Origin of the sequence: Rhizobium sp. CF080 (genome assembly GCF_000282095.2) — a bacterium.
GTDB lineage: Bacteria > Pseudomonadota > Alphaproteobacteria > Rhizobiales > Rhizobiaceae > Neorhizobium.
Genome location: NZ_AKKC02000015.1, coordinates 546,772 through 559,850, shown reverse-complemented (window position 1 = coordinate 559,850; position 13,079 = coordinate 546,772). Strand labels below are relative to the sequence as shown.

The window sequence follows — 13,079 nt, the reverse complement described above, 5'->3', positions numbered from 1 at the left end:
CCGTCATTTGTCGTGATTGACAGGAGCGCCGAGGAAGGTCGTCAATTCCCGCGCTGCAGCGCCACCTGCCCGGTTTGCCCCGATGGTCGAAGCGGACGGGCCGTAACCGACCAGGTGAACGCGCGGGTCCTGGGCGACCTGCGTCGCCAGTCGGCCGGTCATCAGGATGCCGCCGCTTGGCTCGCGCAGTTGCAGCGGGGCGAGATGATCGAGCGAGCTGCGAAAACCCGTACACCATAGGATCACGTCGGCCCGCTGCTCGGAACCGTCAGCCCAGCGTATCCCGTGTTCGGTGATCTCAGAAAACATCGGCAGCCTGTTCAGCGCGCCCCGTTCCCGCGCCGCCTCGATCGCAGGCGTGACGGGCAGGCCGGTGACCGAAACCACCGAACCCGGTGGAAGGCCCTGGCGGACACGGTCTTCGACCAGGGAGACGGCGGCATGTCCCGCCTCCGGCGTAAACGGCTCGTCGCGGAATTTCGGTTCCCGCCGCGTTACCCAGGTGGTCGAGGTGACGCGGGAGATCTCATCGAGCAGCTGGATCGCCGAAATCCCGCCGCCGACCACGACGACATGCTGGCCGAGAAATTCCTCGGCGGCGCGATGATCCCGCGTGTGGAGCTGCCGCCCATGGAAACGGTCGGCGCCGGGATAGTCGGGAATGTACGGCGATTCCCATGTGCCGGTGGCATTGATCAATCCCCGCGCCGAGAAGGCGCCGCGGTCGGTTTCCACCCTCAGCCGCTCTCCCCGGTTGCAGACGACCGTCACCTTGACGGGGCGATGGACGCGCAGATCGAACGCCCGCTCGTAGGCTGCGAAATATTGCGGTACGGCGACCGATGCCTTCACCAGGTCGGCTGAAGTATCGACCACCTCGCCGAAGCGCATTCCGGGAAGGTCATGGACGCGGTTGGCGGTTGCGAGCGTCAGCGACGGCCAGCGAAACTGCCAGGCGCCACCGGGCTCCGGCGAATGGTCGAAAACCAGGAAGTCTCTGTCCGGTAAGAGGCCAAGTTTCCGCAGATGATAGGCCGAAGACAAGCCAGCCTGGCCAGCCCCGATCACGACGATATCGACCTTGATCGCCACGCGGGCATGATCAGGTTTGTCGTCAGTGCGTTGATCCGGTTCGAAGTCTTCGGCCATGCTGGATATCGATATGAGTGAGGTGGCCAGGAGCGGCTAGACGAGGCTTATACGTCGGCGAAAGGCGCTTCAAGCTGTATGGCTTGCAAGCAGAAGTGGCAGCGGTATAGTTGCATCAGGTTTCATCCATACCATGCTTATCTAAGCTCAATGTCGCATACACTCGCGACGGGCGCTGCACCTGTGCCATAGTCCAGGCTCTTTCATGAAAGCGATTCCATGCAGCCGACCCCAAACCGCCTCGCTCCCCTGTTCGACAACGATGGCACGAAAAACCCGCTCGATGTGCTGAAGCGCGTCTACGGTTATTCGTCGTTCCGGGGCAAGCAGGCCGCGGTCGTCGAACAGGTCGTGTCGGGCGGCGACGCCGTGGTGCTGTTTCCGACCGGCGCCGGCAAGTCGCTCTGCTTCCAGATCCCCGCCCTCTGCCGCGATGGCGTCGGCATCGTCGTTTCGCCGCTGATCGCGCTGATGCGCGACCAGGTGGAGGCGCTGAAGCAGCTCGGCGTACGCGCCGCCGCCCTCAATTCCTCGCTGACGCGCGAAGAATTCGTCGATGTCCGCCGGGCGATCGCCAATGGCGATCTCGATCTTCTCTATGTGACGCCCGAGCGCATCGTCACGCCGGCCTTCAAGGAGATGATCGGCAATGCGAAGATCGCGCTGTTTGCGATCGACGAGGCACACTGCGTTTCGCAATGGGGCCATGACTTCCGCCCGGAATACCGCGAGCTCGGCCATCTCGCCGAGCATTATCCGGGCGTGCCGCGCATGGCGCTGACGGCGACGGCCGATCCACATACCCGCGAAGACATCATCGACAAGCTTGAGCTGCGTTCCGCCGAGGTCTTCACCACCTCTTTCGACCGGCCCAACATCGCCTACGAGATCGTCGAACGAGACCAGCCGCGCCAGCAGCTCCTGCGCTTCCTGTCCCGCCACAAGGGGTCGAGCGGTATCGTCTATTGCCTGTCCCGCGCCAAGGTCGAGGATACGGCAGACTGGCTGAACGGGCAGGGTATTCGCGCCCTTGCCTATCATGCCGGCATGGACCGCGGCATGCGCGACGCCAACCAGGACGCCTTCCTCAAGGAAGAGGACCTTTGCCTCGTCGCCACCGTCGCCTTCGGCATGGGCATCGACAAGCCAAACGTGCGCTATGTTGCCCATCTCGATCTGCCCGGTTCCGTCGAGGCCTATTATCAGGAGACCGGCCGCGCCGGGCGCGATGGCCTGCCCTCCGACGTCTGGATGGCCTATGGCATGGCCGATGTCATCCAGCGCGGTCGCATGATCGACGAAGGTACTTCGGGCAACGATATCAAGCGCGTCGAGCGCGCCAAGCTGAATGCGCTGCTCGGCATCTGCGAAACTCCCGGCTGCCGAAGACAGGCGATCCTGGCGCATTTCGGCGAGGCGCATGGCGGCCAATGCGGCAATTGCGACACCTGCCTTAAACCCGTCGAAACCTGGGATGGGACGGAGGCCGCCATCAAGGCGCTGGCGGCGATCTACCGGACCGGCGAACGGTTCGGGACGGGCCACCTGATCGACGTGCTGCTCGGAAACCGCAATGAAAAGACCACCCGCTTTGGCCATGCCGACATGCCGGTCTTCGGTGTCGGCAAGGACATCGCGTCAAAGACCTGGCAGTCCGTCTATCGTCAATTGCTGGCCGCCGGCCTTGTCAGCGTCGATCATGCTGCCTTCGGCGCTCTGAAGCTGGAGCCGGAGGCCCGCGCCGTCTTCAAGCGTGAACGCGAGGTGCGCTTCCGCAAGGATCGTCCGACGACGGGCAAGGCGTCGAGAAGCGCTTCACCGAGCGCGGCAAGCGCCCGGTCCGCGCTGGAGGGGGCCGATGCCGAACTCTTCGAGGCACTGCGCGTCGCCCGCCTGGCGATCGCCAAGGAGCTGGCGGTGCCGCCCTATGTCGTCTTTCCGGACACGACGCTGGTCGCCTTCGCGACCGACCGCCCGACGAGCCGCGACGCGCTGCTCGGCATTTCCGGCGTCGGACAATCGAAGCTCGAGCGTTACGGGGATGCCTTCTTGAAGGTGATCCGAGCGCACGGGGGATAGCCCGCCCGCCCGCGTAGCGCGGTCGATCATAGATGCGGGTTCGATCGACGATCATCTGCGTCAGGTTCGAGCGAAGGTTAGCACGCTCGATCAGCCGGCAGCGGCCAATGGACGGACAGTGCTAGCGGCCTTCTGAGCGGCGAGCCCTATCGGCCAGCGATGACGCAGGGGCTGCTGCTACTGGCGCCCGATGCGGCCAGTTGGGAGGCGATTCGCGAAAGCCTAGGCTGACGGCCGGGCTTCCGGAGGACGGCAATTTTCATTCTGGCTTTCGCCATCGTGACGTGTAATGTATACACGAATAGGCTCTCGGGAGGAGTCTGCATCGCGTATCAGGATCCCTGATGGGGTTTTCTGCGCGGTGAGGAGAATGCATGATAGCCGCCTGCATGTTACTTGTTGATCATGCAGGCAGCGGGCCGATAGGGAGGATCAGGGCCGGATGCAGCAGCTTGCCGAGACCACGACGGCCGGCCAGGACACGCTTCTGGATATCCAGAACCTGACATTGTCACTGCGTGACCAATCGGGTTGGGTCGAAGTCCTCAACAATGTTTCGCTTTCGGTAAAGCCGAAGGAAATCCTCGGCGTCGTGGGCGAGAGCGGCTGCGGCAAGTCGATGACCGCACTCTCTGTCCTCCGGTTGCTGCCGCCGCGCGATTCACGCCTTGGCGGCAAGATCATGTTCGGCGGCCAGAACCTGGTCTCCTGTTCGGAATCGCAGATGAATGGCATTCGCGGCCGGCACATCAGCATGATTTTCCAGGAGCCGATGAGCGCCCTCGACCCGGTATTCACCGTGGGTTATCAGATCGAGGAGACCCTTCGGCGGCATTTCAAGCTCGACCGCCGGGAGGCGGCGGAGCGCGCCGTCGCGGCGCTGGATTCGGTCGGCATCGCATCGCCGCGCCGCGTCGCCACCCTTTACCCGATGAACCTTTCGGGCGGCATGCGCCAGCGTGTGATGATCGCCATGGCGCTGGTCTGCGAACCGCGCCTGCTGATCGCCGACGAGCCGACCACCGCTCTCGACGTGACGATCCAGGCGCAGATCATGGACCTGCTCTTAGGCCTTGCCGACCGCACCGGCACCGCCATCATGTTCATCACCCACAATCTCGGCTTGGTCGCGCAGAGCTGCCATCGGATGGTGACGATGTATGCAGGGCAGGTCGTCGAGGGCGGTCCGGTGAAGGACGTCATCGCCGGTCCCCGCCACCCTTATACGGCCGGACTTCTGCATTCCATCCCCGACAGCAACCGCGCGCGCGGCACCCTGCCGTCGATCGCCGGCCGCGTTCCGTCACTGCGTCACATGCCGAAGGGCTGTCGCTTCGGGCCGCGCTGTTCCTATTCCATGCAGCCCTGCGAACTGCCCCAAAACATCGAGAACGAGGGCGTCGCGGATATCGATCGCCGGGAAGTGCGCTGCAATCGTTGGGAAGAACTCGAATTGAGAGGGGTCGGAGCATGAGTGTAGGCGCTCCTTCCGAAGAGACGGCGCTTGACGTCAACGATCTGCATGTCAGCTTTGGCAATCCGCGGCGCGGCTCGCTGATCCGTGCCGTCGACGGCGTCAGCTTCAGCGTTCGCAAGGGCGAGATCTTCGGCGTGATCGGCGAATCCGGTTCCGGCAAGTCGACGCTCGGACGCTGTCTCGTCGGCCTCCTCAGCCCAAGCGGTGGCGGTGTTCTGCACGACGGCGTTGATCCGTTCAGGTTTTCCCGCCGCGAACTCAACCGTCACCGGCGCAAGTATCAGATCGTCTCGCAGGACCCGAATGCGGCCTTCGATCCGCGCATGACCATCCTTCAGAGCATCTGCGAGCCCTTGAACATCGCAGGCGAGGGGACGAGGGCTGAGCGGCGCGAAAAGGCGTTCGCGATGCTGGACCGGGTGTCGCTGTCGGCCGAAATGGCCAACCGCTACCCGCATGAGATTTCCGGCGGCCAGAAGCAGCGCGCCAATATCGCGCGTGCGCTGATGCTGGATCCGAACGTGATCGTCTGCGACGAGGTGGTGGCGGCGCTCGACGTCTCGATCCAGGCCGACATGCTCAACCTCTTCGCCCGGCTGCAGGAGCAGTTCGGCCTGACCTACGTCTTCATCAGCCACGACCTCAGGGTCGTCAGCCACATCAGCGACCGCGTGGCGGTGATGTATTTCGGCAAGATCGTCGAGTTCGGCCCGGCCCATGCCGTGATCGAAACGCCGCTGCATCCCTATACGGAAGCGCTGCGCTCGGCCGAACCGGAGATCAACCCGGCAGCAGCCGAGGCCCGGCAGAGGATCATCCTGCAGGGCGAGATACCGAGCGCGATCGCGCCGCCGAGCGGTTGCCGCTTCCATACGCGCTGTCCGCGGGTGCGCGACATCTGTCGCACGCAGGAACCCCAGCAGCGCCAATTGCTGCCCGGGCGGCATGTCGCATGCCATTTCGCCGAGGAGATGCTCGGCGATAGGGAGAAGAGTGGTCTTGGTCATGCCGGGGGGAACGGCGCCGACCATGCCGCATCTGCCACGAATGCACTGACATAGAGGCCGAATACGGCCGGTCATGATCAAGGAGGAGAAGACGTGACCACAGATTTATTTGGAAAGATCCCTGATATTACCCGTCGTTCGCTGCTGGCCGGAACGGCTGCTGCGGGCGGCTTGGCCCTGTTGCCGGCAATGGCGCGCGCTCAGGCCCCGCAGCCGAGATCCGGCGGGACCTTGAGGGCCGTCATGCCGTTCAACCCGGCGGCATTAGACCCGCTGACGGGCCGCAACAATCCTGACTTCAATGCCCTTCTCCTGATGTTCGACGCGCTGATCGGCTTTGATCCGCAGACGCTCGAACTGCAGCCGATGCTGGCGACGTCGTGGAAATTCACCGACCCCACCACGCTGGTTCTCGAACTGCGCCAGGGTGTCGAGTTCCATGACGGTACGCCGTTCAATGCCGAAGCGGTGGTCTTCCACCTGCAGCGCTGCAGCACCTACGATCGCTCGAACGTGAAATCGGACCTTGCAGTCGTCGACAAGGTCGAGGCCACCGGCCCGTATCAGGTTTCGCTGAAGCTGAAATATCCGGACGCTACCCTGCCTGCGATCCTGACCGACCGCGCCGGCCTCATCGTGTCGCCCGCTTCGGTCAAGGCTGCCGCCGGCGGCAATGTCGACCGTGCCCCTGTCGGCACAGGGCCGTTCAAGTTCGTCGAATGGCAGGACAACACCCTGATCAAGGTCGTGAAAAACGCCAACTATTGGGGTGACAAGCCCTATCTCGACGGCGTCGACATGCGCATCGTCAACGAGTTCAACACGGCTGTCCGCACGGTGACCGCCGGGGAATCGGATATCGTCCTCAACATGAGCGCGCAGCAGATGGCCGTGGCCAAGCGCGACCCGAAGCTGGTCGCCGAGGCGACGCCGTCGATGATCTACTACACGGCCTTCCTGAACTACGGCGAGGGGCCGTTGAAAGACGTTCGTGTCCGGCAGGCCATGAACTGGGCGCTCGACCGGCCGGTGCTCAACCAGGTCCTGTGGGGCGGTCTCGGCGGCGGTCATTGCAGCATGTTCCCGTCGGGTTTCTGGGCCAACGATCCCGCGACCGAGAATTTTTACAAGCTGGACCTCGACCGCGCCAAGTCGCTGCTGAAGGCAGCAGGTTTCGCAAACGGCATCGAGATCGCCACCTTCACCTGGGCCGACCAGGCGGCGGTGCAGCGTCAGGAAGTCCTCGGCGCCCAGCTTGCCGAAGCCGGCATCCGGCTGAAGGTCACTCCGGCGCAGCCGGCGCAGACGATGCAGTACTTCCTCACCGAGAAGAAGGGTCAGATGCTGATGACCCCGACCGGCGGTCTTCCAGATCCGGCAACGGCCTACGACCGTCAGTTCTCCGCGACAGCCTATCGCAACGCCGCCAAGATCGAACTGCCGGGTTATCGCGAGCTGATGGATGCGTCGATGAACACGTTCGACAACGCCAAGCGCAAGGACGTGCTCTTCAAGATGCAGCGTTTCGTGCTGGAAAACGCGCTGCATCTGCCGCAGTTCTCGTCCGCCGGCATCATCATCCGTACGCCGAAGGTGCACGGCTTCAATTTCAGCCTGCTGCAGCGCCCGCGCTTCCACAAGGTGTGGATGGAGGCCTGAGGCTGTCGACCGATATCCCGATGCGACCGTCGCGTCGGGATCGCTTGAAGACCGGAGCGGGGCGGGTTCGCCCGTGCCGCTCCCCGCATCGGACGCCAGGGGCTCTGCGCATCCGATGTTCCTTTCGCGGGCCGTTGAAACGGCCGGCGTCAATTGCGGATTGACGGAGTATCAATGATGTACGGCGTCCCCGGGATGGTTGCGCAAAGGCTATTGCAACTCGTGCCCGTGATGATCGTGGCCACGTTCGTGGTGTTTTCGCTCGTCTACATGATGCCCGGCGACCCGGCCATGATGATCGCGGGCGACTATGCGACGGCGGAACGCATCGCGGAAATCCGCCATATCTACGGATTCGACCGGCCGATGCTGGTGCAATATTTCTTCTGGCTGGGCAATGCCGTGCAGGGTGATCTCGGTCATTCGCTGTTCTCGAACGAATCCGTTCTGCGGCTGATCCTCTCGCGCCTGCCGCATACGGTTCTGCTGGTTCTTTATGCGCTGGTTCTCGGGGCTGCACTCGGCGTTCCGCTCGGTATTCTTGCGGCGACGCGCCAGGGCACGACGCTCGACAAGGTCATCACCAGCGTCGCTTCGCTCGGTGTCGCGGTGCCCAATTTCTGGCTCGGCATCATTCTGGTGACGCTCTTTTCGCTCGGCTATCGCTGGTTCCCGGCAACCGGTGCCGTATCCCTCTTCGAAAAACCGCTGGAGGCGCTCTATTACGCGACCCTTCCGGCGGTAGCGCTCTCGACCGGGGTGGTCGCCGTTTTGGCAAGGCAGGTCCGCAGCGCGCTGCTTGAGGTGCTGGGCTCCCAATATATCCGCACGCTGCGCGCCAAGGGGCTGGGTTCCGGCGCCATCCTGTGGAAGCACGGGCTTCGCAACGTGGCGGCGACCATGCTGACGATCGCCGGCCTGCAGGTGAACCGGCTGTTTTCCAGCGCGGTCATCATCGAGGCGGTCTTTGCCATCCCCGGCGTCGGCAACCTCATCAGCTATTCGGCGCTCAACAAGGATTTCCCGGTGGTGCAGGGCGTGGCGCTCGTGCTGGTGCTGGTGGTGATCCTCACCAATCTCCTGGTCGACGTGCTCAACGCGACTTTCGATCCCAGAGTGGCGGCCTCCACATGACCGATACGAACATGACCGCGATGACCCAAACCGCTGCCGCGCCGTCAGCCAAGGCGACCCTGCCGCCTGCCGTCCGCTTCCGCTTCTGGGCCTGGCTGTGGGGCGACAAGCGCGCGCTGATCAGCCTTGCCTACCTCTCCGTTCTGGTCCTGGCGGCGATCTTCGCGCCGCTGATCGTGCCCTATGCCCCGAACAAGCAGAACCTGATGGATCTTCTGGCGCCGCCGAGCGGCGCACACTGGCTCGGCACCGATGACCTTGGCCGCGACACGCTGAGCCGGCTGATATACGGCTCCTATAACGCGCTCTATGCCGCAAGCCTCGCTGTCGGCATCGGCGTGGCGATCGGCGTGCCGCTCGGCGTCTTCATCGGGTTTGTCGGCGGCTGGGTCGATCAGGTGGGCAGCCGCATCATCGATGGTGTCCTCGCCTTTCCGCCGCTCGTGCTGGCCGTCGCCGTGACCGGCGCGCTCGGCATCGGTCTCACCAACGCGATGATCGCCGTCGGCTTCGCCTTCGCGCCGGTGCTTGCCCGCACGATGCGGGCGCAGACGCTGGTGGTGAAGAACGCGCTCTATGTCGAGGCGGCCGTCGGCTTCGGCGCGTCACGCCTGCATCTGATCCTGCGCCATATCCTGCCCAATGCGATCCAGCCGGTGATCGTCGAGGTGACGCTGATGCTGGCCGTGGCGCTTCTGGCGGAAGCCGGACTGAGCTTCCTGTCGCTCGGCGTCCAGCCCCCTGAATCGAGTTGGGGCGGCATGCTGGCGCGCGCCTACCACTATGTCGAGGTGGCGCCCGAGCAGATGTATGCGCCGGGTTTCGCAATCCTGTTCACGGCGCTCGCCTTCAACACGCTCGGCGAGTCGATCCGTGTGCTTCTCGATCCGACCATCAAGCGCCGGTAATCCCGATTTTGGAGCGAAACAGCCCGGCTTCACGGCCGGGCTGTTTCGTTGCATCTAACATGTCCTGGCTACGGATCACGCGGTCTGGTCGAGCCAGACGCGATGGAACCGCGGTGAGTGCAGCCGGTCGTACCTGAAATCCTTGACCTTCTTGTTGCGGATCGACATGGCAGCCGAGGTCACCAGCGGCAGGTGCAGCGCCTGTTCCACGACGAAGCGCTGGAGTGCGGCAAAGGCTTCCTTGCGTTTGCCGGCATCGGCAGAGGTGCCCGTCGCGTCCAGCAGCTTGCGGAACTGCGGGTCTTCCATTTTGCCGGCGTTGAACTGGCCGGTCGCGCCGAACAGCCGCTCGTAGGTTTGGCTAGGATCAAGCCAGCCGCCCTGCGGATTGAGGATCATCGCGCCCTTGCCTTCGATATAGAAGGCCTGGTTCACCACCTGAGGAGGCGAGGGCGTGACCTTGAGGCGAATGCCGACCTGCTCGAGCTGGTTGCCGACCACTTCGAGGCGCTGAACCGACGTCTGGTCCGGCCAGCTCCAGGTTTCGACGTCCAGCCCCTTCGGATACCCGGCGTCGGCCAGCAGTTTGCGCGCCTTTTCCGGATCGTGCTGGTAGAACTGCGCCGTTCCGGCATCCACCGCCCAGAAATCCTTGGGGAACATGGTCGAGGTTGGCTCACCCAGGCCAAGCATCAGAACCTGGTTCAGTTCGGTGCGATTGATGGCGTAGTTCATTGCCTGCCGAACCCGGATATCATTGAGCGGCGGCTTGGCGAAATTCATCATCAGGGTGAAGAAGATCATCGAAGGATTGGCTTCGGCGGTGAGGTCCTGCACTCGGCGGGCGGTCGCGATCTGCTGCGCGGCCATGTTGAGCGCAAGATCGGTTTCGCCGGCGGTGACCGTGCGGGCGGCGGTGTTCAGCTCGTTGATGATGCGGAAGTTGATGCCGTCGAGGTAGGGCAGGCCAGCCTGCCAGTAGTTCGGGTTCTTCTCGACGCGGATCAGGTCGTTGTCGCGCCATTCGGCGAACTTGAACGGCCCGGTGCCGACGGGTTTGCGGTCGATATTGCCGTCTGCCGCCGCCTTTATGGAAGTGGGCGAGACGATGCAGCCGACGCGGCCCGTCAGGATGGTCGGCAGCGAATAGTTCGGCTGCTTCAGCTTGATCGTCACCTGGCTCGGGCCGGTGACCGCCACCGACGCGACCGAAACCAGGTCCGACTTCACGTTGGAGCGCGGATCGCTCATGAAGCGGTCGAGGTTGAACTTGACGGCCTCGGCGTTGAACGGTGTGCCGTCATGGAATTTCACGCCGTCGATGAGGTTGAGCACCAGCGTCGTGGGATCGGTGAAGGTCCAGTCCTTGGCCAGCATCGGCTTCAGCTCGAGCGTCGCCGGGTCGAAGGCGATCAGTGCGTCGAACAGTGCGTAGAGCGCGTTGAAATCCGGCACGTTGCGACCGGTCATCGGGTCGAGTGCGGCCGGATTGAACGGCATGGCGATGCGCAGCGTGCCGCCCGGCTTGGGCGCAGACGCCTGGGCGAATACCTGCCCGGGCAGAAGCATCGCGCCTCCCAGCGCCGCGCCCGACGCCAGAAGCGTTCTGCGGTTGATCCTGCTGCTATTGATGATGGACGGCACGCCGCCCTGCGTCTTGCTCATCTTTGGGCTCCTCCCAATGAAACAAACTGATGAAACAAACTCATGCCGACAAGGCTGATGATGCATACATCACGCCCGCGATTCGGCTTCCTCTTTCCGAATTGCGGCAACCTGTCGTGGGTGAAACCTACAGCAGGAGGATATTGATGTATACTTTCCCATTCGGTTTTTGCAGCAAATGACTTCCTTCCAACCGGGCCATGTGCCATGGTTATCTGGGAGGCTGCGATGGCGTGGCCGCTATGTCCTTTGCTCTTTCGGTGCCTGGTCCGGCGCTGCAACCGCGAGGTACGTGGCGGTGCCGGTTGCGGAAAGTGGAGGAGAGACCATGGGTGCGTTCGAGCATTCCCGTACCTACGATTACGTCATCGTGGGCGGCGGCACGGCGGGCTGCGTTCTGGCCAATCGGCTGTCGGCTGATCCGACGGTCGAGGTGCTGATGATCGAGGGTGGCGGTGAGGGGCGCGGCTTCTACGTCGACATGCCTCTCGGTCTCGCCTATCTCATCGGCAGGCCGCAATATGACTGGCTCTACAAGGGCGAGCCCGAACCCTATCTTGACGGACGCCAGCTTTCACTGCCGCGGGGAAAAATGCTCGGGGGCAGTTCCGCCATCAATGGCCTGATCTATGTGCGCGGCCATGCCTACGACTACGACCAATGGGCGCAGCTCGGCAATCGCGGCTGGTCGTGGGAAAGCGTGCTGCCCTATTTCAAGCGCTCCGAAGCCTTCCATCGTCCGGATGAGGAGGCTCATGGCACGGAGGGCGAATGGGCGGTTTCCGATCCCAATGTGCGGTGGGAGGCCCTGGAAGCCTATCGCCGGGCGGCGATCGAACAGGGCATCCCTGCTGCGAGCGACTATAATTCCGGCGACAATGAAGGCGTCGCCTTCTTCGTCGCCACCATCAAGAACGGCGTGCGCCACTCGACTGCCCGCGCATTTCTCGAACCGGTCCGTAAGCGCCGCAACCTGACCGTCGTCACCGGCGGTCTCGTCGATCGGGTCACCTTCGAGGGCGGCCGAGCGAGTGGCGTCGTGTTCAGCCTCGATGGCCAGCATCAAGAGGCGAAGGCAGGGCGGGAAGTCATCCTGTCGGCCGGAGCCTATAGCTCGCCGGCCATCCTCGAACGCTCCGGCGTCGGTGCACCGGACGTGCTTGCAGGCGCTGGAATAGTAGTGTTGCACGCGTTGCCAGGCGTCGGCGAAAACCTGCAGGACCACTGGCATATCCGGGTGCAGCACCGTCTTCACAATACCCATACGCTGAATACCCGCGCCGGCACGCGGCTTGGCCGGATGCTGCTCGGCATGCAGTATCTTGCGACCAAACGCGGGCCGCTCGGCGGTTCGCCGACGCTGCTCGGCGCCTTTCTCAAGACCACGCCGGATGCCCCGGCGCCTGAGATCCAGATCCACGTCTCCGGCTCCACCTCGCCGAGTTTCGGCGGCGCCATGCACCCGTTCCCGGGCATCACCTCGTCGGCCTGTATCCTGCGGCCGGAAAGCCGCGGCCATTGCCATGTCGCGGTGAGCGATCCTTCGGCCCAGCCGCGCATCCTGCACAATTTCCTGAAAGAGGAGGCGGACCGGGAGATCCTGATACGATCGATCGAGGCTGTCCGGCGCATTGCTGAGAGCCCGGCCATGGCGCGTTTCGAGCCCGAAGAAATCGCGCCGACCGCAGCCGTGCAGTCGCCCGACGACATGCTCGATTACGCGCGCCGCACCCTTAATACCACCTTCCATCCCGTCGGCACCTGCAAGATGGGCCGCGACCGCATGGCGGTGGTGGATGATCGGTTACGGGTTCACGGCCTCGCCGGCCTTCGCGTCGTCGATGCCTCGATCATGCCCACCATCGTCTCCGGCAATACCCAGGCCCCGACCGTGATGATCGCGGAAAAGGCGGCAGACTTCATCCGCGAGGAAAGGTTGGGGGCGCAGGCCGCATGAGACGGATGCCCGAAGGTAATTCATCGATCAACAATGAGCGAGAC

General features: G+C 63.6%; 9 protein-coding genes. 7 read left to right on the top strand and 2 right to left on the bottom strand.

Annotated features, from left to right (window positions below):
* Positions 1-3 precede the first annotated feature (3 nt).
* Positions 4-1,149, bottom strand: a complete 1,146-nt coding sequence (locus tag PMI07_RS29795; RefSeq protein ID WP_007759094.1) for an NAD(P)-binding domain-containing protein — start codon at positions 1,147-1,149, stop codon at positions 4-6.
* 219 nt (positions 1,150-1,368) lie between these two features.
* Here PMI07_RS29795 and recQ point away from each other — a divergent pair, with 219 nt between their 5' ends.
* From recQ to PMI07_RS29765, 6 genes are all read left to right on the top strand, one after another.
* Entirely contained in the window at positions 1,369-3,228 is a 1,860-nt protein-coding gene (gene recQ, locus PMI07_RS29790; protein WP_007759093.1) for a DNA helicase RecQ, read from the top strand.
* A 442-nt stretch (positions 3,229-3,670) separates the two neighbouring features.
* Positions 3,671-4,702, top strand: coding sequence for an ABC transporter ATP-binding protein (locus PMI07_RS29785; protein ID WP_007759092.1), 1,032 nt, complete (start codon positions 3,671-3,673; stop codon positions 4,700-4,702).
* Positions 4,699-5,766 carry an oligopeptide/dipeptide ABC transporter ATP-binding protein gene (locus tag PMI07_RS29780; RefSeq protein ID WP_007759091.1) on the top strand — a complete coding sequence of 356 codons (1,068 nt, stop codon included), beginning with the start codon at positions 4,699-4,701 and terminating at the stop codon, positions 5,764-5,766. The genes PMI07_RS29785 and PMI07_RS29780 overlap by 4 nt, the downstream gene beginning before the upstream one ends.
* A 39-nt stretch (positions 5,767-5,805) precedes the next feature.
* A complete protein-coding gene (locus tag PMI07_RS29775) occupies positions 5,806-7,371 on the top strand; it encodes an ABC transporter substrate-binding protein (RefSeq protein ID WP_007759090.1) in 1,566 nt (521 codons plus the stop codon).
* Positions 7,372-7,545: 174 nt separating this feature from the next.
* Positions 7,546-8,505, top strand: a complete 960-nt coding sequence (locus PMI07_RS29770; RefSeq protein ID WP_007759089.1) for an ABC transporter permease — start codon at positions 7,546-7,548, stop codon at positions 8,503-8,505.
* Entirely contained in the window at positions 8,502-9,413 is a 912-nt protein-coding gene (locus PMI07_RS29765; protein ID WP_007759088.1) for an ABC transporter permease, read from the top strand. The genes PMI07_RS29770 and PMI07_RS29765 overlap by 4 nt, the downstream gene beginning before the upstream one ends.
* A 75-nt stretch (positions 9,414-9,488) precedes the next feature.
* On the opposite strand, the gene PMI07_RS29760 is transcribed toward PMI07_RS29765, so the two are convergent.
* Complete coding sequence (locus tag PMI07_RS29760; RefSeq protein ID WP_007759084.1) at positions 9,489-11,078, bottom strand: ABC transporter substrate-binding protein; 1,590 nt, start codon at positions 11,076-11,078, stop codon at positions 9,489-9,491.
* Positions 11,079-11,406: 328 nt separating this feature from the next.
* On the opposite strand from PMI07_RS29760, the gene PMI07_RS29755 reads away from it, so the two are divergent.
* The gene (locus tag PMI07_RS29755) at positions 11,407-13,035 is read left to right on the top strand and encodes a GMC family oxidoreductase N-terminal domain-containing protein (protein ID WP_007759080.1); all 1,629 of its coding nucleotides are present in this window, start codon (positions 11,407-11,409) and stop codon (positions 13,033-13,035) included.
* Positions 13,036-13,079: the final 44 nt, after the last annotated feature.

Coding starts and splice junctions, on each gene's coding strand:
- recQ (WP_007759093.1), top strand. CDS start 1,369: ATGCAGCCGACCCCAAACCGCCTCGCTCCCCTGTTCGACAACGATGGC.
- PMI07_RS29785 (WP_007759092.1), top strand. CDS start 3,671: ATGCAGCAGCTTGCCGAGACCACGACGGCCGGCCAGGACACGCTTCTG.
- PMI07_RS29770 (WP_007759089.1), top strand. CDS start 7,546: ATGATGTACGGCGTCCCCGGGATGGTTGCGCAAAGGCTATTGCAACTC.
- PMI07_RS29755 (WP_007759080.1), top strand. CDS start 11,407: ATGGGTGCGTTCGAGCATTCCCGTACCTACGATTACGTCATCGTGGGC.
- PMI07_RS29760 (WP_007759084.1), bottom strand. CDS start 11,078: ATGAGCAAGACGCAGGGCGGCGTGCCGTCCATCATCAATAGCAGCAGG.
- PMI07_RS29765 (WP_007759088.1), top strand. CDS start 8,502: ATGACCGATACGAACATGACCGCGATGACCCAAACCGCTGCCGCGCCG.
- PMI07_RS29780 (WP_007759091.1), top strand. CDS start 4,699: ATGAGTGTAGGCGCTCCTTCCGAAGAGACGGCGCTTGACGTCAACGAT.
- PMI07_RS29795 (WP_007759094.1), bottom strand. CDS start 1,149: ATGGCCGAAGACTTCGAACCGGATCAACGCACTGACGACAAACCTGAT.